The sequence below is a fragment of the Micromonospora sp. NPDC047670 genome (genome assembly GCF_043204915.1).
Lineage (GTDB): Bacteria > Actinomycetota > Actinomycetes > Mycobacteriales > Micromonosporaceae > Micromonospora.
Window position 1 is genome coordinate 55,777 of sequence record NZ_JBIDDA010000005.1, and the last position, 24,417, is coordinate 80,193.

Genomic DNA, 24,417 nt, shown 5'->3' on the forward strand with positions numbered 1-24,417 from the left:
TCCGGCCGCATCGGTGGCCACAGCTACCCGAGCGTCCCCGGGGCTGGCGGTGACCAGGCCGCCGTCGATGATCCTCACGCCGCAGGCCCGGCGTCCGGCGCCTGCCCACCGCCAGCACGGCCTGCCTGGCAGGCGGGTCAGGCGGGCCGGCGGATGCCGAGCTGGTCCAGCCAGCCGTCGACGTCGAAGCCCTGCTCCTCGGCCCGGTCGAGCCACCCGGCGGCGCGGGCCGGGTCGGCGGGCACGCCGGAGCCGAGCAGGCACATCACGCCCAGGGTGGCCGCGGCGCGCGGGTTACCGGCGTCCGCCGCGCGCTCGTACCAGCCGGCGGCGGCGACCTCGTCCCGGGGGAGCCCCTGGCCGGTGGCGTACCCCGCCGCGACGTTGTACAGGGCACGGGGGTGGTCCCGCTCGGCGGCGCGCATCAGCCACTGCCGCGCCACCGCGTCGTCGCGCGGCACCGCGTCCCCGGTGCCGTACAGGACGTACAGCTCGAACATCGCGTCGGCGTTGCCGGCCGCGGCGGCCCGCTGATGGTCCGCGACCGCGGCCTCGCCGTCGCCCAGCAGGTAGCGCACGATGCCGGACCAGTAGGTCGCCTCCCCGGTCGGGTCGTCGGCCCACAGCGGCTCCAGCAGCGTCAGCGCGTACCGGCCCACCCGGCCCACGGCCTGCCGGCCGAGGGCGGCGAACAGGTACGCGCCCTCGCGGTTGCCGTGCCGGGCGGCCTCGGCGAAGCAGCGCAGGGCGGCGTCCAGGGTCTCGTCGCCCGCGGGGAACGGGTGCGGCGACGGCCACGCCGGCGGCCGTCCGGCCCGCGGGTCGAGCAGCCGCTTCCCCAGGGGAACCCACACGCCGGTCCGGCCGGCCAGGGCCGCGGCGGCGTAGCCCCGGACGAGCACGTCGTACGCCTCGACCGGCAGGATCCCGATCATCGCGTCGCCGCGCACGACACGGCCGTCGATCTCACGGCACAGCCCTTCGAGGTACGCGGCGTCCAGCGGATCGGCCGCCGTCACCCGCCGGGTTTCGGCGAGCAACGTCTCGGCGTGCGCGGACGAGGCGGTGGCAGGGGTCAAGGTCATGCCGTCACCCTAGTGTCGCCGGTCACGCGCCCCGGCCGTCGGCCGGTCGGCTCCCGGGCTCGACCGCGCCGGCCACTCACGAACCGTCTCCGGTGGAGACGCGCCGTCCCGGCGGTCCGTTGCCGACTGAAGGATTTCGCCATCCCCGGAGCGCATCGCTGCAAGCCGTTTACAGCGGCGTCCACAGCGGTGTATGTTACCGCCACCCATCGCCTCTCATCGATGTGGCGAACGTGAGGGAGGTCAAGGTGACCGGTCGACGCGCCGCACGGCGTGCACACGGGCTGCTCATCGCCATGCTGGCCGCGACCCTGGTCCTGTCCGGTCAATCGGTTCTGGCGGCCTCCCCGGCGTCCGCCGCCCCGGACCGGGGCTCGCCGGCGTCGGGTCAACTGGCCACCGCGTTCGACACCGCCGCACGCCGGTACGACGTTCCCCGAGATCTGCTCGTCGCGCTCGGCTACGCCGAGACCCGCCTGGACGGGCACGGTGGCACACCGAGCGCGGCGGGTGGCTACGGCATCATGCATCTGGTCAGCAACCCGAGGCTGCACACCCTGGACGAGGCGGCCGCGCTGACCGGGCTCCACCGCGGCACGCTGCGCGCCGACCCCGCCGCGAACGTCACCGGGGCGGCGGCCGTCCTGCGCTCCTACGCCGACCAGGCCGGCGTGGCCCCGGCCGGGCGCGCCGACGTCAACAGTTGGTACGCCTCGGTCGCCCGCTACGGCGGGGCAGCCACCCCGTCGACCGCCCGGCTCTACGCAGACGCCGTCTACGACCTGCTCGAAACCGGCTTCGAGACGGGACAGCCGGACGGGGTGACGGTGGCAGGGCGTCCGGTGGCCCCGCAGCGGGGCGCACTCGGTCAGGCGGCGGGCGAGGCCGGCGTCCTCAGCACCGACTACGGGCCGGCCGCGTGGGCACCGGCCAGCGCCAGCAACTACACCGTCGCCACCCGGCCCAGCAGCCACCCCGTCCGCTACATCGTCATCCACGTGACGCAGGGCAGCTACGCCGGTTCGATCAGCTGGTTCCAGAACCCGGCCGCCAAGGCCAGCGCGCACTACACGTTCCGCTCGTCCGACGGGGCGGTCACCCAGTCGGTACGCGAGAAGGACATCGCCTGGCACGCCGGCAACTGGACCTACAACACCCAGTCCATCGGCATCGAACACGAGGGTTACGTCGACAACGCGGCCTGGTTCACCGACGCGATGTACCGGGCCTCCGCGGCCCTGACCCGCAGCCTCGCCGACAGGTACGGCATCCCCAGTGACCGGGCACACATCATCGGCCACAACGAGGTGCCGGGGGCCACCCACACCGATCCCGGGCCGCACTGGAACTGGACCTACTACCTGCAGTTGGTCAACGGGCAGACCGCCATCGGCTCCGGCACGGTGAACACCGAGGGGGCCAGCCTCAACGTACGCTCCGGGCCCGGCGCCGGCTACAGCATCGTGGGTTCCGTCGCTGACGGCGCGACCGTCAGCATCTACTGCCAGGCCGTCGGCACGACGGTGACCGGCCCCTACGGCACGACGAACGTCTGGAACCGGATCGGCACCAGCCGGTACGTCTCAGACGCCTACGTCCTGACCGGCCACAACGGCTTCATACCCAACGTGCCACGCTGCTGACCGGTCCGGGGCCGCGGCCCGGCGCGGAGCACGGGGTGTCGGGACCGGGCGACCACCTGCCGCCCGGTCCCGCACGACCGCGAGTCGCTAGCGGTAGTAGCCGTCGACCGGGATCCGGGCCTCGTCGAAGAGGGCCGGCCCCTCGTGCGGCACGGGGGCGAACCCGCCGGACGGTTTGAGCGCCAGGAGCTGGTCGGTGGAGAGCGCGAACACCACGCGGCCGAGCCCGGAGCGCTCGATCGCGCCGGTGCACATGTTGCAGGGTTGGCAGCTGGTGTACATCGTCGTGCCGGCCGCCGCCTCGGCAGCGAGTTCGCGCGCCGCCCACCTGGCCAGCTTCAGCTCCGGATGGGCCGAGATGTCGGCGTCGGTGAGCGAGGTGTTGCGCTCCTCGGCCAGGACGGCGCCGTCCGCACCGATGAGCAGCGATCCGAACGGCGGGTTGCCGTCCGCCCGGGCCTCGGCGGCCAGCTCGAGCGCGCGCCGCAGATGACGTTCGTCGTCGGGGGTCACAGTTACTCCTTCACGGTTTGCCGGCGTACCGGTCGCGGTGGGCGGCCACCGTCGCGAGGGCCCGCCAGGCGACCTCGGGACGGCGGGTCTCCTCCAGGGCGCCGGACACTGCTCTGCGACGTCCGGGGTCACCGCGACATGGTCGGAGACCAGCAGTGCGTCGAACCCGAGCCCTTCGACCGTCTGCGCCCAGCGGCGCAGCACGCCGGGGTTGGTGCCGGGCCCGAAGGTGGGGACGTTGACGCCGATCTGCATGGCGGCAAGCCTATGCGGGGAAGATCGGCTCATGAACAGGCTTTTCGCGGTGTGCGGGCCGGTCTTCCGTGGATCTGCCGGTATTCTTTCGCGATGGCCGTGAACCTCGACGCGACGGACTGGTCGATCCTGGCGGAGCTGCAACGTGACGGCCGCATCCCGCTGACCGAGCTCGGGCGGCGGGTCAGCTTGAGCGCGTCCGCGACGACGGAGCGCGTCAAGCGGTTGGAGACAGCCGGCGTGATCACCGGCTATCGCGCCGAGGTCGATCTGGTCAAGGCGGGCCTGCCGATCCTCGCCGTGGTGCGCCTGAAGTATCCGGGCAGCCGGCACCAACCGCTGCACCGGCTGCTCGGCGAGCGCGGCGAGATCCTGGAGTGCCTGCGCGTCACCGGCGACGACTGTTACGTGCTGAAGGTGGCCACCACCTCGATGGCCCACCTCGAACAGGTCGTCGACGAGCTGGCGCAGTTCGGCAGCACCACCACCAACCTCGTCTACAGCCAGACCCAGGCCTACCGGGGGCCACGCGAACCGCTGTCGGGGACCTGATCCCGACCCACCGGGACCGGCACACGCGACGCCCCCTCCCGCTGGCCGCGGGCACGTACGCCGGCGAGGTGCGGGATCGGGTTCCGCGACGGGCAGGTCGACGTCCAGCATGACACGGCGGGGGGCTGCCGGGCGTTGCCGGATCGCCGGGCGACCTCGGCGGACGGTCCGCGGCGGGCGCCGGTGATCCGGCTCGGCCGCCCACGGGCGCGGGAGGTCGAGCCGGGTCGCCGAACCCGGATCACTTGACGATCGAGCGCATCCGGTCGTACAGCCGCTGCGACATCGAGATCGCCGTGGCCAGGTCCGGCTCGCAGACCTCCAGGTAGTGGTTCCCCCTGGCCACGTAGAGCTGGTACTGCTGGACGGTGTAGTCCCCGGTGGACTGGTCGACGGCCGTGCCGGCGTCCGCGCCCTGGTCGCAGGTCCAGCCGGCTTCGACGACGGCCGACGCCGCCTCGACCCGGCAGGAGTCCGCGACCAGTTGGTCGAACTGCTGCTGCGTCAGGCCGGTGAACGTGATGGTCGACTGCAGCCCGTACGTCGCGGCCCCGTCCAGTGGCGGAACCGGCACCTCGGCCAGCGCGATCGTCGCGCGGACCTTCAGCGACTGCCAGGTCAGGCTGCCGGCCGTGCAGGTGCCCGCGACCTCGCGGAGCCGGGCGAGATCCAGCCCGTCGGGCAACTGCCCGACGGTCGCGGTGAACCTGCCCGTGGTGCCCTTCGCGGCGTCGCGCCGGCTGCCGACCTGGATCCAGCCGTCGGCGGCCCTGCCCTGCTCGCCGATCGCCAGTTGCAGGGAGCCCAGGCAGGCCACCGGCGAGACGGTGGTGTCGGGGTCGGGCGCGAACATCCCCGCCGCGCCGGCCAACGACATCTCCACCAGTTCGGTACCCGCGGGGTGGTCCGTCTCGGGCAACAGGACCGCACGGAGGCCCTCCTCCGACAGCGCTGGTACAGCCGGGGCGGCGGCCGCTGCGGCCAGCGCCACCCGCTCGGATTCCGTGGCGCGGTGGTTCGCTCCCACGGCGATCAGCGCAGCCGCCACCAGGAGCAGCGCTGCGCCGGCCGCCCCCAGGGCACGACGAGTTGTCGGCATGGCACGCCTCCGTTTGCTAGGTGTTCCTGTTGTCGAGAACAGCTGTACCGCACCGGAGACATCGATCGCTATACATGTTTCAAGTGAATTTCGCCGACCTTCGGCCGTCACGGCATGGTCCGGCCGGTCGATACGGAGCGACGACCGGCCCGCGACAGGGCCGGTCCTCCGCGACGGTCACGGCAGACGTGCCGGCACACCGCACCCTGCGGGAAGACCGCCCTCGCGACGGCGACGAACGACCGCCGCCCCCGTCGGGTACGCGAGCTGCGACACGCGAAGGACCCAGCCGCCGCACGCCCGGCGCCGACCGGCGCGGGAAGGCCCGGCAGGCCGATTCAGTGAGTGCGGGCCGCCGGCCGGGCGACGACCACCCAACCCGCGACGGCCGGCGGGTCGCCGCGCAGCGAGCCGCCCGAGACGGCGGTCAGCGGTGGACCGCCTGCGCGGTCTTGGCGGGCAGGCGGTGCAGGGCGTCGACCAGCGGGGCCAGCTCGGGGAGTTCCTCGGCCCGCGCCAACGCGGCGGCGAGAGCCTCGTCGTGGGTCGGACGCGACTGGTTGAGCAGCGCCCAGCCCCGCTCGGTCAGTTCGGTGTAGATGCCCCGACGGTCGTCCTGGCACAGGACGCGGGTGAGCAGGCCACGGTCCTCCAGCCGGTTGACCAGCCGGGTGGTGGCGCTGCTGGAGAGGGCGGCGGCGCGCGCGAGCTGCTGCATGCGCATGTGCCAGCCGTCCTGGCGTGACAGGGCGTCGAGCACCGTGTACTCCACGACCGAGAGGTGGTGCCCGGCCTGCAGCGCCTTCTCGAGGGCGGTGTCGATGAGGCCGTGCAGGGCCGCGAGGGTCCGCCAGCCCTGGGCGCGGATCTCGACCGCCTCGTCGCCGATGCCCACGTCCCCGCGCTCCTCGCCGTTGCCGGTGCCGCCCCCGGCCGCCCGAACGGCCGGATGTACGACCGCAATCCTAGCCGTGCACGCGGATAGTTGCAGACGCCTGCCATGTGAGCAGTGGCACGCTTGCGCCGATAGGCGGCGCGCGCAAGTATCGGTGTTGCACGCGCCGGTAGTTGCAGGCGCGCTACATGTTCGCCACTGGAGAAACGATGTCTGCTGACCTGCGAAAGATGCCACTGGGACTGCTCGCTCTCGCGATCGGCGGGTTCGGCATCGGCCTCACCGAATTCGTGATCATGGGCCTGCTGCCCGAGGTCGCCGCGGACTTCGCCGTCACCGAGTCCGCCGCCGGGTGGCTGATCTCCGGCTACGCCCTGTCCGTCGCCGTCGGCGCCATCGGCCTGACCGCCGCCGTCACCCGACTCAACCGCAAGCACGTCCTGATGGGGCTGATGCTCCTGTTCATCGCCGGCAACCTGGCCTCGGCGCTGGCCGGGACGTACGAGCTGATGATGGTGGGACGCATCGTCGCCGCCCTCAGCCACGGCGCCTTCTTCGGCATCGGCTCGGTCGTCGCGGCGAGCCTCGTCGCGCCGTCCCGCCAGGCGGCCGCGATCGCCATGATGTTCACCGGCCTCACCGCCGCCAACGTGCTCGGCGTCCCGTTCGGCACCTTCCTCGGCCAGCAACTGGGCTGGCGATCCACCTTCTGGGCGATCACCGCCATCGGCGTCGTCGCCCTGGTCGGCATGGCCGCGCTCGTTCCGGCACACACCGCCACCGGCACCACCGACGGCCTGCGCCACGAACTCAAGGCCTTCGCCCACCCGCAGGTGTGGTTCTCGCTGCTGATCACGATCCTCGGCTTCGGGGGCATGTTCGGCGCGTTCACCTACATCGCGTACACCCTGACGGAGGTCAGCGGCTTCGCCGCCGGCACCGTCCCCTGGCTGCTGGTCCTGTTCGGCCTGGGCCTGTTCGCCGGCAACACCCTCGGCGGCAGGACCGCCGACCGGTCGGTGCCCGCGACGCTCACCGCCGTCCTGGCCGCGCTGACCGCGGTCCTGGTCGTCTTCGCCGTCACCGCGCCGAGCCAGACCATGACCATCGTCTCGCTGGCGCTCATGGGCGCGTTCGGCTTCGCCACCGTGCCCGGCCTGCAGATGCGGATCATGCAGTACGCCGGGCAGGCGCCGACACTGGCATCCGGCGCCAACATCGCCGCCTTCAACGTCGGCAACGCCCTCGGCGCCTGGATCGGCGGCGTGACCATCAGCGCCGGCCTCGGCTACACCTCCACCCTCTGGGACGGGGCGGCGCTCACCTTCGCCGGCCTCCTCGTCCTGCTGGTCGCCACCCGGCACGCCGCACGCAACACCGCGACGCCCGTCGCGGCCAGCCCCGCTGGCGCCCGGGCCTGACGCCCCCGCACGCGGGACAACGACGTCCCCGCGCCCGGCCACTGATCCCCGACGTCCGACAGAGTTGATTTCTCGTACCGCACAGGAGCCTTCCATGACCAAGATCCTGATGATCGTCACCGGCGCCGACAGCCTGACCCTCGCCGACGGCACCAGCCACCCGACCGGTTTCTGGGCCGAGGAACTCGCCGCCTCCCACCAGGTCTTCCGCGATGCCGGCGTCGACGTCGACATCGCCACGCCCGGCGGCGTCGCCCCGACCGTCGACGCGGTCAGCCTCGACGCCCGGGGCGGGGTCGGCGACGCCGAGGCGGCCACGTTCCGCGACTACCTCGCCGGCATCTCCGCCGACCTGTCCGCGCCGCTGGCCATCGCCGACGTGGACGCGGCCTCGTACGACGCCATCTACATCCCGGGCGGGCACGGCCCGATGGCCGACCTCGCCACCGACGCCGAACTCGGACGGCTGCTCACCGACGCCGACGACCGCGGCCAACTCATCGCCGCGCTCTGCCACGGGCCGGCGGCGCTGCTCGCCGCCAACCGCCCCGACGGCACCTTCACCTTCGCCGGCCGCCGGCTGGTCGTCTTCACCGACGAGGAGGAGCGCCAGGGCGGCCTCGGCGACGCCACCCCGTGGTGGGTCGAGACGACTCTGCGCGAGCGCGGCGCGACGGTCCAGGCGGGCACGCCGTGGTCGAACACGGTCGTGGTCGACGGCAACCTCGTCACCGGCCAGAACCCGCAGTCCAGCGTCGCGACCGCCCAGCAGGTCCTCAAGACCCTCGGCATCCCCCCGGCGGGGGTCAGCGGTGCGGCTTCGGTGACCGGCTGAGGCTGGCGGCGGCCGGGGCGAACCGGCGGCCCGAGGCTGCGACGCGGCCCCACCCGGACGGATCACCCGCACCGGGTGGGGCCGGCTCACCCCGGTCGGGGACACGGTGGTGGCCACGACACCGAGGGGGCACCCATGACGCTGCGCTCGAAGGCCAACATCGCGCCGACCGACGTCGTACCGCTCAAGCCGGCGCACGGTTACCGACTGCGCCGGCAGCGGCATCCGATCGGGGTCCGGGGCGGCCCCCGTCGCGCGCCACGCGGCTACCGGCTGCCCGACGCGGAGCGGCGGCAGGTCCGGGCCGCGTACGACCTGCGGGAGCGGCAGCTGGTGCGGGCTCTGGTGACGGCCGCCGGACAGCCGGGCGACGCGGCGGACAACCTGGCTGGGCAGTTGGAGCAGCGGCTGGACGCGCTGGTGCACCGGGCCGGCTTCGCCCGCACCGTCGGCGAGGCCCGCAGCCTGGTCGCGCGCAACACGTTCACCCTGGACGGGGGCAAGGTCAACCGCCCGTCGTACCTGGTCCGGCCGGGGCAGATCATCCAGGTACGCCCGGAGCGGCAGTGCCCCACCCCGGCCGTGGTCGCCGCGGGCGGGTTCCGCGACGTCGAGGCCCCGTCGTACCTGGAGGTCCGACCGGAGGAGTTCACCGCGACCCTGACCCGGGAGCCGCGCCGGCAGGAGGTGCCCGACCTGCGGGACGTTTCGCTCACCGTCCGGCCCGACTAGTGCGGCTGCGGCCGGTTGGCAAAACGGGGGAAGAAACAGGACGCAGGGTGTCAGGTTTTGGGTCGAGCATGGCGTCAACCGGTCCGCGGCGATGGTGGGCGCGCGGGCCGGGCCTACGGACAGACAAGGACCTCCATGCGCGAAACCCCAGAAGAGCTCGAAGAGCTCCAGGCCCTCCTCGACGCCTCGCTCTCCCGCTCCACCTCGCACCTCCGCTCGATCATCAACAGGGAGCGCACTCTCACCGCGGAGCAGCTCACCCAGGTCCTCACCGGCATGTGCACCCTCGCCCTGTCCACCGTGACGGCGAAGGGCGAGCCGCGGATCAGCGGCGTGGACGGGCACTTCCTGCACGGGAGGTGGCACTTCGGCACGGCGCGTGGCGCCGCCAAGGCCCGCCACCTCGCGGCGCGGCCCGCCGTCAGCGCCGCGCACATGCGCGGTGAGGACCTGGGCGTGTTCACGCACGGCAAGGCGGAGATCCTCAACCCCCGGGGCGGCGAGCCGGACGCGGACTGGCCGGACGTGCTCGCGTACCTCAAGGACTTCTACGGCGACGACCCCTTCGACTGGGACAACGACGTGGTCTACTACCGGCTGCGCCCGGACTGGATGACCGTCTACGCCCCCGACATCGCGAAGCTCACGGCGTCCCCGCAGTCCTGATCCGCAGCCGGACATTCACGTTCCTTGACGCCTGTGGCGCCGGTGTCTAGCGTCGTCCCATGACCCGGCCGAGGTTTCTGCCGCTGCTCACCACGCTGCTCGTCGCCGCAGTCGCTGGGGCCCTGCCCCCGTCCGGCGCGTCCGCGCAGCCCGGCGGGACGAACGCCGGCCCGGGCGCGATCATGCTGATCGGTGGCGCGCTGGATGACGACAACAGCGCCGTCTACGGCGAGTTCGTCCGTCGGGCGGGCGGCGCCCAGGCGCGTATCGGCGTGCTCAGTGCGTCGTCGGCGACCCCACACTGGAGCGCCAACCAGGTCGGCAAGGTCCTCGAGCGGTACGGAGCCGCGGAGGCCACCTGGATCCCGGTGACCGCGAAACGCGACGGCAGCGGCGACGACCCGTCCCACGCCGCGTTGGCCGCGTCGATGACCGGGTTCTTCTTCACCGGCGGAGACCAGTTCCGCTACGTCCAGTCGATGATCCACGCCGACGGCACTGACGGCACCGTGCTCGCCGCGATCCGGCAGCGGTTCCTCGCCGGCGCACCGGTCGCGGGCACCAGTGCCGGCATGCAGATCTTCGCCGGCCCACACATGATCACCGGCGGGCTGAGCTACTACGGGGTCCGCGACGGGTCACGGCCGGGCTACTTCGACGACGACCAGATCCTCGGCCACTGGCCGGCTGGCGGGTTCAACTTCTTCACCTCCGGGCTCGTCGACACCCACTTCGACGCCCGTGGCCGGACCGGCCGCTCGATCAGGCTCGCCGCGGACACCGGCCACGACCGGGTGTACGGGGTCGGTGAGGACACGGCGATGATCGTCACCGGCGCCGGCACGTCGAGCGAGACCGCACGGGTGGTGGGCACCAACGGGGTGTCCGTCCTCGATCTACGCTCGTCTGAGGTCAGCCAGGCCGACGGGCACTGGGCGATCAGTGGCGTGCGGTGGAGCTACCTCACCGACGGCGACTCCTACGACCCCGGCCAGTGGCAGGTCACGAAGGGCGCGGGCAGCGCACCCGCGACTCCCACCAGCCGCCAGGCGGCACCGCCGACGACCGACGTGTTCGGGCCCTACGCGCTGCGCGACGCGGCGCTCGATCTGGCCGACGCCGGCCTCGCCACCTCGACGACCGGCACCACCGCCGAACTCACTCCGCGATTCGTGGTGAACCTGACCAAGGGCTCTGCATTCCGGGCGTATAGGGTGGAAACCGCCAGTCCCGCGTCGTTCACGGACCTCACCGTCTCGGTTCACGCTGGCTGAGCCGGTCCGTCACCCACCCCGGCAATCCGGCCGGCACGGCCGAGGGGCGGGCAGCCCACGAACGGGAGATGTCGATGATCTTCATTACCGCCAAGTTCCGGGTACTGCCCGAGCACGCCGACCGGTGGCCCGAGATCGCCGACGAGTTCACCCAGGCCACCCGCCGCGAGCCGGGATGCCTCTGGTTCGACTGGTCCCGCAGCGTCGACGACCCGACGGAGTACGTCCTGGTCGAGGCGTTCCGGGACGAGGACGCCGGCGCGGCGCACGTCCAGTCCCCGCACTTCAGGACCGCGCAACAGACCCTGCCGCCCCACCTCGCCGAGACGCCCCGCATCGTCAATGTGACGGTCCCGCAGAACGACTGGTCCCTGCTCGGCGAGATGGCCGTTCCCGACCGCGGCTGACCACCAGCGGCCCACCGGCCGCTCAGTGGTGCTTCCGCGGCGAGTCCAGCGACTCCACACGGGCGCGCTCGCGACCCTTCGCGAGTGATCGTCGTCCTGCCCGGCACGCCGCGACGGTCCGCTATCGCAACAGCCCACGCTCATCGACGCGACGAGTCGGAACCCCCGTGAAGACGTCGGGCGTCGTCGGCCCGTACGCCAGATTCAGCGTGTCCAGCCGGTAGCTCCACGCGCCGCCACGGGCGGCCGGCCACGAGAACCGGTAGTTGACCTGCCAACGCACCCACTCGCCGTACTCCAGCCACACCGCCGGCGGGCGCCGCCACCGCCGCGGCACACCCCACGGCGTCACGACGAGTTCGACACGCAGCCGGCCGTCGACCTCCGTCACCAGCACCCCGGCCCGGTCAGGCTCCCCGTCCCGCACCGACCCTCGCGGCTCGAAGTCGTGCGCCTCGTCCATCGACACCTCGTGAACCGTGGGGCACCTGAGCGTCGGCAGCACGAAACCCACCGGCGCGGCGTTGCGGCGTGCCGCCGCCTGTCCGCCACGGGACCGCCTTGTCCACGACGTCCGCACCCACTGCGCCAGAACCTCCACGAACCGATCATCAGGACCGCCGCGGGGATCGGCAACCGACATCTCTCGGCTCCAGGTGACGGGCGGCGACGCTCCCGGCGGACCGACCATCACGCGGGCCAGGCGCTGCGCAGGCAGCCGGGTTGACACCGACCGTCGCAGGTATTCAACTGAGGGTGACAGCGTTGCCCGGTGCGGCCCGGCTCGCCCGGCCGAGGCCGCTGCGACAGAGGGGAGGCGACGTGTCCTCGCCCGTCAAACCGCCACAGGATGCCGTGACCATCCGCCGCCTACGCCTCGGCATCGGCACGGTCGGCATCGCGTTGCCTGTCGTGCTGACCGTCGGCAACGCGCTGCTCACCGGCGATCTCCGCCTGCTCGACTCGATCAGTTCCTTCTACTACACCGACATGCGGGACGTCTTCGTCGGTGCCATGTGCGCCATCGGCGTCTTCCTCATCTGCTACCGCTACCGCAGGCTGGACGACGTGCTGAGCACGATCGCGGGTGTGCTGGCGATCGCGGTGGCGGTGTTCCCGGCGGCGACGGGATCACCGCCCGGCGCGCTGACTCCCACCGACGTCACGATCGGGCGGGTGCACCAGGTCGCGGCCGCGGCGCTGTTCCTGCTGCTGGCCGCCTTCTGCATCTTCCTGTTTCCCAGGACCGCGTCGACGGCCCCCGCGACAGGGCGCACGCGGGTCCGCAACGGCATCTACCACGCCTGCGGCATCGTCATCATCGGCGCCATCACGCTCGCCGTGGCGAGCAACGCGCTGCCCGACTCCACCCGTGACACGCTCAAGCCGCTGTTCTGGTGCGAGGCGGTCGCGGTGTTCGCCTTCGGTGTCGCGTGGCTGGTCAAAGGCGAGGCGATGTTCAGCGACTCGCAGGGCGCCGACGATCCGGCCGGCAGCGCTCCGCTGCCGGCTGAGGAGCCGACCGGGGGCGCGGCGAGCCCGACCGGGGCGACGGCCGGCTCGTAGCGGCGACTCGCGCCTCTCCCCCCTGCCGAGCGGCCGGGACAGGATCCTGGCCCGGCCGTGACCGCGTCCGGCGGTCGACCGCGGCGCCGTCCGGATCCCGGCTCAGCTCGCTCCGGCACGGACCGGGGCGAGAGCGTTGTCGACGGCTGTCTCCTGCACGGCTGCGGAATAGGTCTGCGGGTCGACGGCGGCCAGCGCGTTGAGCCCTTCGACCAGGGCGATCAGGGTGGCGGCGGCCTGCATGGCTTGCGCGTGGCTCCACTCGGGTCGGCAGGCGGCCACGAGGCGCCGCACCCGATGCAGGAAGGCACGGTTGTGTGCCTGGTGCAGCGCGGCGAGGTCGGCGTCCGCCAACGCGGCGGCCAGGAAACCGACCCATACCCGCGCCTCCTCGCGTTTGTCGTCGCTGACGGACGCGGCCTGCAACAGCACGGCGCGCAGGGCCTTCAGCGGGTCGGCGCCGGAGGCTTCCGCGGCGTCGGCGCGCGCGCCCGTGCGTTCGTGCAGCAGGGTGCGGGCGTGGATGAGCAGGGCGCGCTTGTCGGGAAACGTGTGCAGCACCAGTCCGGTGCTGCATCCGGCCCGCTCGGCGACCGCCCGGAGGGTGAGGCCGGCGACGCCGTGCTCGGCGAGCACCGCCCAGGTGGCGGCCGACAGGCGTTGCTGGTGCGCCCGCAGGTCGCGTGATCTGGCCATCGTTCTCCCTCCGCCGTCGATAGCGTAGCATCCGTTACGGTAACGGCTGTTACGGAATGGAGACAGGCATGGACGTGCGGTTCCTGGTCGAACCGGAGCCGTGGGACGGCACCGACGGGGCACGGCTGCGCGCCGCCCAGCGCGCCGAACTCGACGCCCGCTACGGCAGTGACGACCACGAGCCGGGCGACGCACCCACCGCGCAGAGCGTGAGCGTGTTCCTCGTCGCCCGCGACGCGCGCGGCGTGGCGGTGGGCTGTGGCGGGCTGCGGTTGCTGGAGCCCGGCTCGGCGGAGATCAAGCGCATGTACGTCGAGCCGGCGGCCCGCGGCTCCGGCGTGGCCACCGCGATCCTGCGCGCCCTGGAGCACGAGGCGCGCCGCCTCGGGGTGGTCACGATGCTGCTGGAGACCGGCACCGCCCAGCCCGAGGCCATGCGCTTCTACGAACGCGAGGGCTACCACCGCACCGAGAACTTCGGCCCGTACCGGGGCGAGCCGCTGTCGGTCTGCTACGCCCGCGAACTCCGATGACCTGCGCGTCGACCAGCCGGTCGCGGGCAACCCGGGTGTGCGAATCCGTAACCGCGGTCCTGCTACCCGATGAACCCGTCGCGCGGGCGCTGACCATCTCGACCATGGGCTCGGCGCTGGCGAGCGGGCTCTTCTACACCGTCAGCGCGGTGTTCTTCACCCGGGTCATCGGCCTGACGGTCACGACGGTCGGGCTGGGCCTGACCGTCGCCGGCGCCGTCGGGGTCGCGGGGGCGTTCGGCGCCGGATACCTGGCCGACCGCGTCGGCGCCCACCGCCTGATGGTGGCCGCCACCGCCGGGCAGGGTCTGGCCCTGCTGGCATACGCCGCAGCCGCCAGCACCGCGACCTTCATCACCGTCGCCTGCGCCGCCGTGGGCCTGCGCGCGGTACAGGGCACCGCCCGCGCGGCGCTCATCGCCAGCCGCTTCACCGGGGCGGACCGGGTGAGCGTGCGCGCCGGCCTCAGCGTGGTGACGAACGTGTTCATCGGCCTGGGCACCTGCCTGGCGGCCGTCGCGCTGCTGGCCGACACCGACGCCGCGTACACCGCCGGCCTGTTGACTGCCGGCGCCGTGGTGCTGCTGTCATGCGCGCCCCTGCTGCCGGTCCTGCGCCTTCCCGGGCCCGTCGCCCGAGCCGGCAACCGGGCGCACGAGCTGGGTCGACCCGGCCGTTCGCCCCTGCGCGACCCCACCTACCTCGGGGTCGCCGCGCTCAACGCCGTGCTGACGATGCACCTGGGCCTGCAGACCGTCGGCGTACCGTTGTGGATCATCACGCGTACCGACGCCCCGCCGGTGACCGTCTCGCTGCTGCTGGCGCTCAACACGACCCTGGTCGCCCTGTTCCAGGTTCGCGCCGCCCGCGGGACGCACGACATCCGCACCGCCGCGCGCGGCGTCGCCGCCGGCGGCTCCCTGCTGGCGGGGGCGTGCGCGCTGTACGCCACCGCCGCCGTCGGCGGTTCCGGCCTCGCCGTCCTCCTGCTCGTGCTCGCCGCGCTCGCCCACACCGCTGGCGAGATGTGGGCCGAGGCCGGCAGTTGGGGCCTCGCCTACGAACTCGCCGATCCGGACGCCGCTGGCGCCTACCAAGGGGTCAACCAGACCAGCGTCGCCGTCGGCGCCATGCTCGCCCCCCTCGTCGTCACCGCCACCGCCCTCGAGCACCGGACAGTCGGGTGGGCCGTCCTCGGCAGCACCTTCGCCCTCGCCGGCGTTCTGACCCTTCTCCTCGTCCGGCGCCAGCACGCCCAACGGACATTTGGACACCAGTACGCCGGATAGGCGACGAGCGACGCCGACCCGGGCGGCGCCGGCCGCGAGAGCTGCCCGCGCACCCCGGCCGGCCGGCGGCTTCCGGCAGCGGGACCGCCAGACCTTCGGGTCGGGGCTGCCGCTGCTGTCCTGCCCGCCTTCGGGGCGGCGGCCGCTGCGGCCGTCCGCCCCGAAGACCGGTCAGGCGACGGGTGGAAGACCGCGTCAACCGACCCGTGCGGTCTCGGCCTCGGCGGTGTTCCGGCGGGGTGCGGCGGTGCGCAGGGTCACCGCGGCGATGACAGCTCCTCCGGCGGCGATGATCCCCGCGCCGATGAAGGCGGCGGAGTAGCCGTCGGTGAGGGCCGGCAGGTCGCCGAGCCGGTCGGCGCCGTGGGCGGCGGCGACGGCGGTCATGGCGGCCAGACCGAGGGCGGAGCCGACCTGATAGCTGGTGTTGACGATGCCCGAGGCGAGACCGCCCTCCTCGGGTCGGGCACTGGAGATCGCGGTGCCCAGCGACGGGATGAACGCGAGTGACATGCCCAGCGCGGCGACGAGTGACGCGGGCAGGACGTCGGCGACGAAGGTGCCGTCGGGACGGATCAGGGCGAGCCACCCGAGGCCGGCGGCGAGGATCGCGAGGCCGGTCACCACCATGGGCTTGGGGCCGAACCGGTTGATGGCCCGCGGTGCGAGGGCGACCATCCCGACCATGATGAGGACTGTCATGGGTAGCAGCGCGGCACCGCTGGGGAAGGCGCTGTAGCCGAGGACCTGCTGCAGGTACAGGTTGAGGTAGAACCACATCGGGATCCAGGCCGCCCCGAGCAGCACCTGGGCGACGTTGGCGGCGGCGAGGTTCGGGGCGCGGAAGATGGACAGCCGCATCAGCGGCTCGCGACGGACGGCCTGGATGGCGAGGAACGCCGCCAGTGCGACGACGGCACCGGCGAGGACCCACCAGGTCTGCCCGGAGGACCAGCCGACCTCGGGAGCGCGGACGATCGCGTAGACGGCGGCCCCGAGACCGACGGTCACGGTGAGCGCTCCGGCGACGTCGAGCGAGCCCCGGCGGGCGCCGCCGGCCGGCATCAACGCCGGGGTGGCGATGACGGCCAGCAGGGCGATCGGGATGTTGATGTAGAACACCCAGGGCCAGCTCACGTACTCGGTGATGACGCCGCCGAGGAAGACGCCGGCGGTTCCGCCGGCGGGCGCGGCGGCACCGTACAGCGCGAGGGCCCTGGTCAGTTCCCGCGGCTCGGCACCGAAGAGCATCATCAGCAGCGTCAACGCCGACGGCGCGATCAGGGCGGCACCGACGCCCTGGGTGGCGCGGGCGGCCAGCTCGACGGCGACGCTGTCGGCGAGGCCGGCGGCGGCCGAACCGACCAGCAGGATCAACCAGCCGGCGCTGAACACGCGCCGGGCACCGAAGAGGTCCGACAGCCGGCCGCCGAGCAGCAACAGACCGCCGAAGGCCACGACGTAGGCGTTGAACACCCAGGACAGGTTCTCTGGAGAGAAGCCGAGATCCGCCTGCATCCGAGGTAAGGCCACGCCGATGATCGAGGTGTCCATGATGACCATGAACTGCGCGAGCGCGATGAGGCCGAGTGCCCACCACCGCTTCGTTCCGTGCGACATCTCCATCACTCCTTAACACCCCAGGGGGGTATGGGTAGGTGCTGAAGGTGTACCCGGTAGGGGTATTCGATGTCAAGGTGATCCCCCTGCGGGTGCGGTCTCTCATCTAGATCTTGCGCTGCATACCCTCCGGGGGTAGTTTCATACTCCGCGGAGTACCGCCATGACGGGCAGCACCGGTCCGCCTCGTCCACAGCTGGCCGGCCTCCCGCGCCCACCCACACCGAAGGAGATGCGCATGTGCACCAACGAGTCCAGTTGCGGCTGCGCCCCCGCCGCGGCCGCTGACGCCGCTGCGTCAGCCACCGGCACCCGTACCACCTACACGGTGGCCGGCATGACGTGCGGAGGCTGCGCCGCGTCGGTGAGCAGGAAGCTGCGAGCCGTCGCCGGCGTCGCGGGCGTCGAGGTCGACGTGGCCAGTGGCGCGGTCACCGTCACCAGCGACACCACGCTGGAGACCGCCGACGTGCGAAGCGCGGTCGAGCAGGCCGGCTACCGACTCGTCGGCTGACCGCCAGCAGCCGGCCGCGTCCGCCCGGAGCAGGGCCGACGCGGCCGGCTGCTGGCGCACGAGTCCGCATTCGTCGGCCGGGGTCGAGGGCCAGGGCCCCGGTCGCCACGGCACCGCCTCCGACGAACCGAGATAGGGCGAAGATCCCTCGTCGCTCCGGGACGCATCGGCAGCGACTCGCCCCGCCCCCGGCAGGCCCATGGACGCGAGGCCGGCCGGGGGCGGTCAGGGCAGCGACGTCGGCGAGCCGGCCGTCGACGAGGGTGAACGCGACGACCGGGAGGGGAGCACCGTCAGCGCGACGGCTCCTCGGGGGCACCGGTTCGCCGATTGTGGTGATCCAACAGCCTGGACAGCAGCTCGGTCAACCGCTGTCGCTCCTCGGTTGACAGCGGAGCCAGCAGTTCGTCCTGGCGCTCGGCCAACTGCTCCTCCAGTCGCCGCAGCTGCCGCCTGCCCGCGGCGGTCAGCGAGATGATGTTGCGCCGCCGGTCGGAGGGGTCCGGGGCGCGCTCGACCAGCTTGCGATCGGCGAGTTCGTTGATCGTCGCGACCATGTCGCTGACGTGGATCCCGCTCCGGCGGCCCAGCGCGGCCTGGCTGGCCGGGCCGAAATCCTCGAGCGTCGCCAGCAGGCGGTAGTGGTAGCCGCGGGCGCGGACGGACGAGAACCCGTCGGTCACCAGCCGGTGCGCGTGGTTGGCGGTCTGGGCCAGCAGCCAGCTGGGCAGGCCCTCCCACCGGGCGGGCGCCTTCTCGGACGGGTTCTCCACGTGACGAGTCTACCGGGTCGTTGGTGGCACCAACGTTTGTGGTATCGTTCGAGCACCAAACGTTGGTCGCCCTAACATTCGGGCGCCGAATGAGATGCTGTGGAGTTGAGGCCATGATCAAGCCGTTCCGCATCGACATCCCCCAGGCCGACCTCGACGACCTGGCCGACCGGCTCTCCCGCACCCGTTGGCCCAACGAGGTCGCCGACGCCGGGTGGGACTACGGCTTCCCGCTGGCGCGGCTCAAGGAACTGGCCGAATACTGGCGCACCGGCTACGACTGGCGCGAACACGAGGCCAAGCTCAACGAGCTTCGGCACTTCACCACCGAGATCGACGGACAGAACATCCACTTCGTCCACGTGCGGTCCTCGAAACCGGACGCGCTCGCGCTGATCCTCACCCACGGCTGGCCCGGTTCGTTCCTGGAGTTCCTCGACGTGATCGAGCCGCTGTCGCGCGATTTCCACCTGGTGATTCCGTCCATCCCGGGTTACGGCTTCTCCGGGCCGACCCACGAGCGCGGCTGGGACGTCGTCCGGATCGCGCGGGCCTGGGCCGAGCTGATGCGCCGTCTCGGGTACGAGCGCTACGGCGCGCAGGGTGGCGACTTCGGGGCGGGGATATCACTGGCGCTCGGCGCGGTGGCACCCGAGCAGGTCGTCGGCGTGCACATCAACTACCTGCCGACCCGGCCGGACCCGGATGCCGACGTCGAGCTGTCCGAGACGGACGAAGCCCGGCTGGACAAGGTCAGGCAGCTGATGGCGAATCGTCCGCCGTACCAGGCGCTGCAGGCCCTGACCCCCCAGACCATCGGCTACGCGCTGACCGACTCGCCGGTCGGCCAGCTGGTCTGGATAGCCGAGCGCTTCGCGCAGTGGACAGACCCCCGCTCGCAGATCAGCGACGATCGGATGCTCACCGACATCTCGCTGTACTGGCTGACCGCCACCGCCGCCTCCTCGGCGCGGCTGCACCACGACGCTCCGCGGGGGCGGACCGCGCCGTGCCGGGTCCCGGTCGGCGTGGCGGTCTTCGCACACGACATCACGCAGTCGGTGCGGCCGCTGGCCGAGCGGCTGTACGACATCAGGCACTGGTCGGAATTCGACCGAGGCGGCCACTTCGCCGCGATGGAGGTGCCGGACCTGCTCGCCGGGGACGTCCGGGACTTCTTCCTCACGCGGATCCCGTAGGGCCATCGGGTCGCCACCCGCCAGGAGGCACTGCTGACGGGTGGCTCCCGGACACCCGCAGCGGTGGCGCGGACCGGCCGTGCGAACGGAGAAGCTCGCCAATGCCCACCAGGCTGCCCGCCACCTCGCCGCCATTTCTCATCCCGGACGTGACGACGCCGAGCGGTACGGCCCCGGGCGGCAGCCTATGCCTTCACGTCCGGTTTCCAGTCCCGGACGAGGAGCCCGAGCAGCACCTCGTCCAGGAACTCGCCCATCACCCAGGCCGAGGAGCGCAGTACGCCCTCGCGGACGAAGCCGTTGCGCTCGGCGGAGCGCAGCATCGCGGCGTTGTCCGACAGCGTCTCGATCTGCAGCCGGTGCAGGCCGCGCACGACGAAGCCGTAGTGGCACAACACCGCGACCACGTCGGTGCCGTAGCCCTTCCCCCTGCAGGACGGGAGCAGTCCAAGGCCGATGTGCGCGGACCGGTTGTGGTTGTCGATGCCCCACAGCGTCGCGGTGCCGACCAGCGTGCCGCCGCCCAACTCCACCACGGAGAACGGGACGTGCCCCTGCTCCTTGTCGTCCACCACGAGCCGCGGGTCCTTCGAGCCGGGCGTGATCGGCCGCCACGGCCGGCCCTCCGACCGCGCGGAGTTGACCACGTCGTCGTAGAGCTCCGCTTGCAGGATCGGGATGTCCTCCTCGTGCCGGGCCCTGAGCCCGACCTTGTTGCCCCTCAGCATGCGAGCTTCCTATCCGACGGGCCGGCGAGCGGCAAATCGATAGGCACACCAACGGCCAGCCGGAGAGACAGCGCCCGTCCAAAGCCTCGCGGGTGAGATGCAGGTCACCGACGGGGTGCCGGACTTCGGGGTGGCGGCACCCGGCATCTCGCACCGGCCGCCGACCATCCTGACGAACGGCTGCTGCGCCGAGGTGATCACCCGGCAACGCCACCTCGACCGCACGGCGGCCCGGCGGTCTTCGGGAGCCCGCGGCGACGCCGTGGCACGCAGTCAGACGAGGCCGGCGTCGTGGGCGAGAAGCGCTATCTGCGTACGGTTGTCGAGGTCGTCGATGTCGAACGTGGTCAGCACGATGACCTCGGGCGACCGCGGGCGACCGCGGGCGCGCCCGCAGGCGGCGGGTGGCGGCTATCCCGTCGACCCGCGGCATGCGCAGGTCCATCAGCACGACGTCGGGGGCGTGCGCGTCGGCCGGATGTGCGCGCCCGGCCCCCGCACGGCGTACGAGTCGCGCGATCACCGTCGCCGCGGGTCTGTGGGGTTCTAGTGCCCGTTGGTTATGTGTTCACGGTGGCGCTCGTCGCCTGGTGCACCTTCTTCGCCGTCGTCGCGCCGCGCCGGCCCCGACCGCTGGCGACCATGAGCTTCTGGTTCGGCCTGACCCTCAACGAGGTGCCGTTCCTGGGCATTCTGGCCCTGCTGGCCTCCACGGCACTGACCGCGGCCCAGGGCGATCTGGAGTCGTCGGGAGCCAGGGTGACGGCCGCAGTGGCGGCCGTCACCTCCGCCGGGCTGGCTGTCTCCGCCTGGCGAGGCGTGCGGACCGATCGGGTGGTCGGGCAGGCCCTCGACCGGGAGCTGGGGGCCGACTGGCGGAATCGTGTGCGCGTACCGTTGCGCCGCCGTCGGCCCTGGGCCCGCATCCTGCTGCTACCGGGCCTCATGTGGCGGCGTGACGTGGAGCGGATCCCCAACATCAGCTACGGGGACGCCGGGCGCCGGAATCTCCTCGACATCTACCGCCGCCGCGACGCGCCGCAGAACGCGCCGGTCCTGATCTACTTCCACGGCGGCGGCTACACCAGCGGCGCGAAGAACCGCGAGGCACGGCCCCTGCTGTACCAGCTCGCCAGCCGGGGATGGGTGTGCATCAGCGCCAACTACCGGCTGCGGCCCCAGACATCTTTCCCCGGCCATCAGATCGATGCCAAGAAGGCCATCGCCTGGGCCCGCGAGCACGCCCCCGCCTACGGCGCCGATCCGTCGAGGTTGTTCGTGGCGGGCAGCTCCGCCGGCTCCAACCTGGCGGCCCTGAGCGCGCTCACCCCGAACGACCCGGCGTTCCAGCCCGGGTTCGAGTCCGCCGACACCTCGGTCACCGCCGCGATCTGCCTCTACGGCTACTACGGCCACCATTTCGGCGAGACGCCCGACCGGGCGCCGTCCCCGAACCAACCATGGGCGTACCTCAACCCCGGTGCGCCGCCGTTCCTCATCGCCCACGGCACCAAGGACGCCCTGGCGACCGTCGAGGCAACCCGGAACTTCGCCCGCCGGCTGCGCCACACCTCCGCCAACGCCGTGGTCTACGCCGAACTGCCCGGCGGACAGCACGCGTTCGACCTCTTCCACTCCCCGCGTTTCGAGGCGGTCGTGGACGGCGTCGAGGCCTTTGCCGCCTGGGTCCTCGCCGCCCCGCGGCACACTGCCGACCCAGCCCGCTGACGGTGTCTGCGTGCGTTACGGCAAACCGCAACTCGTGCGAGGTCGAATCTCCCGACTGGTGGGCTCGCCGCGCGGTTCGACCGGGTAGAAGTTCGGCCCGGCCGGCTACTGGCAGAGCCGCACCGGACGCGGAGGCGCGCCCACGGGGTGGCCGGGGTGGGTCGGGCGACCCTGTTCAGGGAAATACCCACCCCGGCCAGGAACCGGCTCGGCAACGCCGGCCCCTTCTCAGTGCGGCACCGGGCCGGATTCCGTTACAGCCCTGTCCAGATGCCGGGAGTCCGGTGATCGCGGTGCCCGACGTGAGATGGGGCCGACTCGTCGTTTCGGGGCGCCGATCCTCGCCGCCGGACCGCTCGACCAGCGGCAGCTGCGTGCGGGGGCGCCGTCGGGCTCGCCCGCTCTGACGTCGACATGGTGCATGATCCGTGGTGACGGTGTTCCGTACCGCCCCTGGGCGGCATCACGCTACGTCGGCCTGTCGGTGCTCGATCCGCAAGGACTCGGGTCAGGACGGGGCAACGGCCGGGAAGCCGTTGGTCAGTGCGGTTACGGCCCGGCGAATCCGGGTGTCCGCTGTCGGGCTGGCGCCGCCGGTAGTGGCGACGTAGTGCAGCACGCCGACCACCGCCAAGGCCAGCGCCCCTGTGTCGGCGCCTGCGGGCACCCGCCCGAGTTGTTGTTCGGCGGCCAGGTACTCGGCGGTCGCGCGCTGGATCGTCTGCAGTCCGGCGCTTCCGGCCCCCAGCACCGCTTCGACGCCTGCCGCGAGTTCCGGCCGGTAGGCCATCAGCCGGGTCAGAACCAGCAGCGTGCCCGGCGGTGTTGCCAGGAGGGCCTCGCTGAGATTTCCGGCGACCGTGCCGGCCCCGGCGCGCCCGGGAAGGCCGGCCGCCTCGCTGGAGATCTGGAAGGTCCGGTCGACCGCGTAGCCGAGCAGGAAGTCGTCGAAGTTCGCGAAGTGTGCGTACAGCAGTCCCGTGGCGACGCCGGCCTCGCGGGTCACGGCCCGGCCAGTGAGTCGACTCGGTCCGTCCTGCGCGATCACCCGCTCCAGGGCGGCGAAGAGCTGCTGCCTGGGTTCCGGGGTGGCGACTCCGCGTGGCATGCCCGGATTCTAGGCGCTCACCGGAACCGTCCTTGCGCTGATATGAGCATCTGCTCATACTGGTTTGAGCAGATGCTCATTCTCGACGCGGGGAGTACGCATGAAGCGCGTGGTAATCGTCGGCGCCGGTATCGCCGGGCTGGCCACGGCCCTACGCCTCGGGCGGGACGGATGGCGCACGGTCGTGGTGGAGCGCGCCACGGGCCGGCGAAGCAGTGGCTACCTGGTGAACCTGCTCGGGCCGGGCTACGACGCCGCCGAGCACCTGGGCCTCCTACCCGCGCTGTCCGCCCGGCAACTTGGTCTGTTCACCACCGTGCTGGTTCGGGCCGACGGGCGGCCCAAGTTCACCGTGCCGTCCGCCATCGCCGAGGCCGCCCTCGGCGAACGGACCATGTCGGTGTTCCGTGGCGACCTGGAGACCGAACTGTACGAAGCGGTGCGCGACCGCACCGAGTTCCGCTTCGGCACCACGGTCGAGTCCATCGAGCAGAATGCCGACCGGGTACGCCTGGTGCTCAGCGACGGCACCACGGAGGACGCCGACCTCCTGGTCGGCGCAGACGGAGTCCACTCCGCGACCCGCACCGACGTGTTCGGCGGTGGGTTCCGAGTCGACCTTCCGTACGTTGTGGCCGCGTTCCCGCTCGCCCATCCGGTGGCGGGTGTGCCGGAGTCGTCCGCCACGACGTTCATCGGTCCGGGACGCACGGCGGCAATCATCAACCTTGGCTCGCAGCGGTCGGCGGCATTCTTCACCTACCGGTGCGCAGATCCGGGCTCGGATCTCGGACGCGGTCCGGTGGCTGCGCTCGACGCGATGTTCGGGGATCTGGGCGCGGGTGTGCCGGATGCCCTCCGTCACCTTGAGAAGGATCCATCGGATGCGTACTTCGACGCGGTCAGCCAGGTGGTCATGCCTCGGTGGAGCACCGGCCGGATCGTGCTGCTCGGAGACTCGGCGTGGTGCGTCACACTCTTCGCCGGAAACGGCGCGGCCCTTGCGCTCGCCGGCGCCGACCGACTGGGCGCAGCCCTACAACGGCACGACGACAACATCCCGGCCGCCCTGGCCGAGTGGGAGGCGGGCCTGCGCCCGGAGGTCTCCAAGCGACAGTCGCTCGCTCGCCGGGGAATGCAGCAGTACGCGCCGCCCAGCCGGTTCCACGTGTGGATGAGCGACGTGACGATCCGAGCGATCACCCTCCCGGGCATCCGCGGTCTCGTCCGGCGGGGTATCGAACGCAGCGCCCGGCGAGACCCCGCCAGGAAACGGTGACCGCGGC

At 72.3% G+C, this 24,417-nt stretch carries 25 protein-coding genes and 1 pseudogene; 15 read left to right on the plus strand and 11 right to left on the minus strand.

Annotation, left to right across the window (positions count from 1 at the left end; translation table 11 throughout):
* Window positions 1-137: 137 nt before the first annotated feature.
* Window positions 138-1,085 carry a tetratricopeptide repeat protein gene (locus ACGF7U_RS13980; protein ID WP_393106342.1) on the minus strand — a complete coding sequence of 316 codons (948 nt, stop codon included), beginning with the start codon at window positions 1,083-1,085 and terminating at the stop codon, window positions 138-140.
* A gap of 248 nt (window positions 1,086-1,333) precedes the next feature.
* Between ACGF7U_RS13980 and ACGF7U_RS13985 the strand changes: the two genes are divergently transcribed.
* Window positions 1,334-2,728 (plus strand): N-acetylmuramoyl-L-alanine amidase, encoded by a 1,395-nt coding sequence (locus ACGF7U_RS13985; protein WP_393106344.1) that lies wholly within the window; start codon window positions 1,334-1,336, stop codon window positions 2,726-2,728.
* Between the two features lie 87 nt (window positions 2,729-2,815).
* Here the strand turns inward: ACGF7U_RS13985 and ACGF7U_RS13990 are convergent, their stop codons facing one another.
* Entirely contained in the window at window positions 2,816-3,241 is a 426-nt protein-coding gene (locus ACGF7U_RS13990) for a nucleoside deaminase (protein WP_393106346.1), read from the minus strand.
* Between the two features lie 348 nt (window positions 3,242-3,589).
* On the opposite strand from ACGF7U_RS13990, the gene ACGF7U_RS13995 reads away from it, so the two are divergent.
* The gene (locus ACGF7U_RS13995; protein ID WP_393106348.1) at window positions 3,590-4,048 is read left to right on the plus strand and encodes an Lrp/AsnC family transcriptional regulator; all 459 of its coding nucleotides are present in this window, start codon (window positions 3,590-3,592) and stop codon (window positions 4,046-4,048) included.
* A 241-nt stretch (window positions 4,049-4,289) separates the two neighbouring features.
* On the opposite strand, the gene ACGF7U_RS14000 is transcribed toward ACGF7U_RS13995, so the two are convergent.
* Window positions 4,290-5,147 carry a hypothetical protein gene (locus ACGF7U_RS14000; protein ID WP_393106350.1) on the minus strand — a complete coding sequence of 286 codons (858 nt, stop codon included), beginning with the start codon at window positions 5,145-5,147 and terminating at the stop codon, window positions 4,290-4,292.
* 427 nt (window positions 5,148-5,574) lie between these two features.
* Window positions 5,575-6,042, minus strand: coding sequence for a MarR family winged helix-turn-helix transcriptional regulator (locus ACGF7U_RS14005; RefSeq protein WP_393106352.1), 468 nt, complete (start codon window positions 6,040-6,042; stop codon window positions 5,575-5,577).
* 209 nt (window positions 6,043-6,251) lie between these two features.
* Between ACGF7U_RS14005 and ACGF7U_RS14010 the strand changes: the two genes are divergently transcribed.
* The 6 genes from ACGF7U_RS14010 to ACGF7U_RS14035 all read left to right on the plus strand — a co-directional run bounded on the left by ACGF7U_RS14010 (window position 6,252) and on the right by ACGF7U_RS14035 (window position 11,377).
* Window positions 6,252-7,463, plus strand: a complete 1,212-nt coding sequence (locus tag ACGF7U_RS14010) for an MFS transporter (protein WP_393106354.1) — start codon at window positions 6,252-6,254, stop codon at window positions 7,461-7,463.
* 94 nt (window positions 7,464-7,557) lie between these two features.
* Window positions 7,558-8,298: a type 1 glutamine amidotransferase domain-containing protein gene (locus ACGF7U_RS14015; protein ID WP_393106355.1), complete on the plus strand. Its 741-nt coding sequence runs from the start codon at window positions 7,558-7,560 to the stop codon at window positions 8,296-8,298.
* Window positions 8,299-8,433: 135 nt separating this feature from the next.
* The gene (gene rpsD, locus ACGF7U_RS14020) at window positions 8,434-9,030 is read left to right on the plus strand and encodes a 30S ribosomal protein S4 (protein ID WP_393106357.1); all 597 of its coding nucleotides are present in this window, start codon (window positions 8,434-8,436) and stop codon (window positions 9,028-9,030) included.
* A gap of 135 nt (window positions 9,031-9,165) precedes the next feature.
* A complete protein-coding gene (locus tag ACGF7U_RS14025; protein ID WP_393106358.1) occupies window positions 9,166-9,696 on the plus strand; it encodes a pyridoxamine 5'-phosphate oxidase family protein in 531 nt (176 codons plus the stop codon).
* Window positions 9,697-9,755: 59 nt separating this feature from the next.
* The gene (locus ACGF7U_RS14030) at window positions 9,756-10,970 is read left to right on the plus strand and encodes a cyanophycinase (protein WP_393106360.1); all 1,215 of its coding nucleotides are present in this window, start codon (window positions 9,756-9,758) and stop codon (window positions 10,968-10,970) included.
* Window positions 10,971-11,044: 74 nt separating this feature from the next.
* Window positions 11,045-11,377 carry a putative quinol monooxygenase gene (locus ACGF7U_RS14035; protein WP_393106362.1) on the plus strand — a complete coding sequence of 111 codons (333 nt, stop codon included), beginning with the start codon at window positions 11,045-11,047 and terminating at the stop codon, window positions 11,375-11,377.
* Window positions 11,378-11,498: 121 nt separating this feature from the next.
* Here ACGF7U_RS14035 and ACGF7U_RS14040 read toward each other — a convergent pair whose 3' ends face one another.
* Window positions 11,499-11,846, minus strand: coding sequence for a hypothetical protein (locus ACGF7U_RS14040; protein ID WP_393106363.1), 348 nt, complete (start codon window positions 11,844-11,846; stop codon window positions 11,499-11,501).
* A gap of 386 nt (window positions 11,847-12,232) precedes the next feature.
* Here ACGF7U_RS14040 and ACGF7U_RS14045 point away from each other — a divergent pair, with 386 nt between their 5' ends.
* The gene (locus ACGF7U_RS14045) at window positions 12,233-12,943 is read left to right on the plus strand and encodes a DUF998 domain-containing protein (protein WP_393106365.1); all 711 of its coding nucleotides are present in this window, start codon (window positions 12,233-12,235) and stop codon (window positions 12,941-12,943) included.
* 102 nt (window positions 12,944-13,045) lie between these two features.
* Here ACGF7U_RS14045 and ACGF7U_RS14050 read toward each other — a convergent pair whose 3' ends face one another.
* A complete protein-coding gene (locus ACGF7U_RS14050) occupies window positions 13,046-13,639 on the minus strand; it encodes a TetR/AcrR family transcriptional regulator (RefSeq protein WP_393106367.1) in 594 nt (197 codons plus the stop codon).
* Between the two features lie 68 nt (window positions 13,640-13,707).
* Between ACGF7U_RS14050 and ACGF7U_RS14055 the strand changes: the two genes are divergently transcribed.
* Window positions 13,708-14,172 carry a GNAT family N-acetyltransferase gene (locus tag ACGF7U_RS14055; protein WP_393106369.1) on the plus strand — a complete coding sequence of 155 codons (465 nt, stop codon included), beginning with the start codon at window positions 13,708-13,710 and terminating at the stop codon, window positions 14,170-14,172.
* A gap of 104 nt (window positions 14,173-14,276) precedes the next feature.
* Window positions 14,277-15,461: an MFS transporter gene (locus tag ACGF7U_RS14060; RefSeq protein ID WP_393106371.1), complete on the plus strand. Its 1,185-nt coding sequence runs from the start codon at window positions 14,277-14,279 to the stop codon at window positions 15,459-15,461.
* A gap of 195 nt (window positions 15,462-15,656) precedes the next feature.
* On the opposite strand, the gene ACGF7U_RS14065 is transcribed toward ACGF7U_RS14060, so the two are convergent.
* Window positions 15,657-17,081: an MFS transporter gene (locus tag ACGF7U_RS14065; protein ID WP_393106373.1), complete on the minus strand. Its 1,425-nt coding sequence runs from the start codon at window positions 17,079-17,081 to the stop codon at window positions 15,657-15,659.
* A 238-nt stretch (window positions 17,082-17,319) separates the two neighbouring features.
* Between ACGF7U_RS14065 and ACGF7U_RS14070 the strand changes: the two genes are divergently transcribed.
* Window positions 17,320-17,595 (plus strand): heavy-metal-associated domain-containing protein, encoded by a 276-nt coding sequence (locus ACGF7U_RS14070; protein WP_393106375.1) that lies wholly within the window; start codon window positions 17,320-17,322, stop codon window positions 17,593-17,595.
* Between the two features lie 293 nt (window positions 17,596-17,888).
* Here the strand turns inward: ACGF7U_RS14070 and ACGF7U_RS14075 are convergent, their stop codons facing one another.
* On the minus strand, window positions 17,889-18,368 hold the full coding sequence (locus ACGF7U_RS14075) for a MarR family winged helix-turn-helix transcriptional regulator (protein WP_393106377.1): 480 nt from the start codon (window positions 18,366-18,368) through the stop codon (window positions 17,889-17,891).
* A 113-nt stretch (window positions 18,369-18,481) separates the two neighbouring features.
* Here ACGF7U_RS14075 and ACGF7U_RS14080 point away from each other — a divergent pair, with 113 nt between their 5' ends.
* The gene (locus tag ACGF7U_RS14080) at window positions 18,482-19,567 is read left to right on the plus strand and encodes an epoxide hydrolase family protein (protein ID WP_393106379.1); all 1,086 of its coding nucleotides are present in this window, start codon (window positions 18,482-18,484) and stop codon (window positions 19,565-19,567) included.
* A gap of 185 nt (window positions 19,568-19,752) precedes the next feature.
* Here ACGF7U_RS14080 and ACGF7U_RS14085 read toward each other — a convergent pair whose 3' ends face one another.
* Both ACGF7U_RS14085 and ACGF7U_RS14090 read right to left on the minus strand, forming a co-directional pair.
* Window positions 19,753-20,295 carry a GNAT family N-acetyltransferase gene (locus tag ACGF7U_RS14085; protein WP_393106381.1) on the minus strand — a complete coding sequence of 181 codons (543 nt, stop codon included), beginning with the start codon at window positions 20,293-20,295 and terminating at the stop codon, window positions 19,753-19,755.
* Window positions 20,296-20,622: 327 nt separating this feature from the next.
* Window positions 20,623-20,767: pseudogene (locus tag ACGF7U_RS14090) on the minus strand (response regulator); the annotation flags it as partial.
* 101 nt (window positions 20,768-20,868) lie between these two features.
* Here ACGF7U_RS14090 and ACGF7U_RS14095 point away from each other — a divergent pair.
* Window positions 20,869-22,023, plus strand: coding sequence for an alpha/beta hydrolase (locus ACGF7U_RS14095; RefSeq protein WP_393106383.1), 1,155 nt, complete (start codon window positions 20,869-20,871; stop codon window positions 22,021-22,023).
* Between the two features lie 508 nt (window positions 22,024-22,531).
* Here ACGF7U_RS14095 and ACGF7U_RS14100 read toward each other — a convergent pair.
* Window positions 22,532-23,131 carry a TetR/AcrR family transcriptional regulator gene (locus ACGF7U_RS14100; protein ID WP_393106385.1) on the minus strand — a complete coding sequence of 200 codons (600 nt, stop codon included), beginning with the start codon at window positions 23,129-23,131 and terminating at the stop codon, window positions 22,532-22,534.
* Between the two features lie 100 nt (window positions 23,132-23,231).
* On the opposite strand from ACGF7U_RS14100, the gene ACGF7U_RS14105 reads away from it, so the two are divergent.
* The gene (locus ACGF7U_RS14105) at window positions 23,232-24,410 is read left to right on the plus strand and encodes an FAD-dependent oxidoreductase (protein WP_393106387.1); all 1,179 of its coding nucleotides are present in this window, start codon (window positions 23,232-23,234) and stop codon (window positions 24,408-24,410) included.
* The last annotated feature ends 7 nt before the right edge of the window (window positions 24,411-24,417 follow it).

Coding starts and splice junctions, on each gene's coding strand:
- ACGF7U_RS14105 (WP_393106387.1), top strand. CDS start 23,232: ATGAAGCGCGTGGTAATCGTCGGCGCCGGTATCGCCGGGCTGGCCACG.
- ACGF7U_RS14015 (WP_393106355.1), top strand. CDS start 7,558: ATGACCAAGATCCTGATGATCGTCACCGGCGCCGACAGCCTGACCCTC.
- ACGF7U_RS14060 (WP_393106371.1), top strand. CDS start 14,277: ATGGGCTCGGCGCTGGCGAGCGGGCTCTTCTACACCGTCAGCGCGGTG.
- ACGF7U_RS14010 (WP_393106354.1), top strand. CDS start 6,252: ATGTCTGCTGACCTGCGAAAGATGCCACTGGGACTGCTCGCTCTCGCG.
- ACGF7U_RS14080 (WP_393106379.1), top strand. CDS start 18,482: ATGATCAAGCCGTTCCGCATCGACATCCCCCAGGCCGACCTCGACGAC.
- ACGF7U_RS14065 (WP_393106373.1), bottom strand. CDS start 17,081: ATGTCGCACGGAACGAAGCGGTGGTGGGCACTCGGCCTCATCGCGCTC.
- ACGF7U_RS14030 (WP_393106360.1), top strand. CDS start 9,756: ATGACCCGGCCGAGGTTTCTGCCGCTGCTCACCACGCTGCTCGTCGCC.
- ACGF7U_RS14000 (WP_393106350.1), bottom strand. CDS start 5,147: ATGCCGACAACTCGTCGTGCCCTGGGGGCGGCCGGCGCAGCGCTGCTC.
- ACGF7U_RS14085 (WP_393106381.1), bottom strand. CDS start 20,295: ATGCTGAGGGGCAACAAGGTCGGGCTCAGGGCCCGGCACGAGGAGGAC.
- ACGF7U_RS14025 (WP_393106358.1), top strand. CDS start 9,166: ATGCGCGAAACCCCAGAAGAGCTCGAAGAGCTCCAGGCCCTCCTCGAC.
- ACGF7U_RS14100 (WP_393106385.1), bottom strand. CDS start 23,131: ATGCCACGCGGAGTCGCCACCCCGGAACCCAGGCAGCAGCTCTTCGCC.
- ACGF7U_RS14055 (WP_393106369.1), top strand. CDS start 13,708: ATGGACGTGCGGTTCCTGGTCGAACCGGAGCCGTGGGACGGCACCGAC.
- rpsD (WP_393106357.1), top strand. CDS start 8,434: ATGACGCTGCGCTCGAAGGCCAACATCGCGCCGACCGACGTCGTACCG.
- ACGF7U_RS14070 (WP_393106375.1), top strand. CDS start 17,320: ATGTGCACCAACGAGTCCAGTTGCGGCTGCGCCCCCGCCGCGGCCGCT.
- ACGF7U_RS14050 (WP_393106367.1), bottom strand. CDS start 13,639: ATGGCCAGATCACGCGACCTGCGGGCGCACCAGCAACGCCTGTCGGCC.
- ACGF7U_RS14035 (WP_393106362.1), top strand. CDS start 11,045: ATGATCTTCATTACCGCCAAGTTCCGGGTACTGCCCGAGCACGCCGAC.
- ACGF7U_RS13980 (WP_393106342.1), bottom strand. CDS start 1,085: ATGACCTTGACCCCTGCCACCGCCTCGTCCGCGCACGCCGAGACGTTG.
- ACGF7U_RS13995 (WP_393106348.1), top strand. CDS start 3,590: ATGGCCGTGAACCTCGACGCGACGGACTGGTCGATCCTGGCGGAGCTG.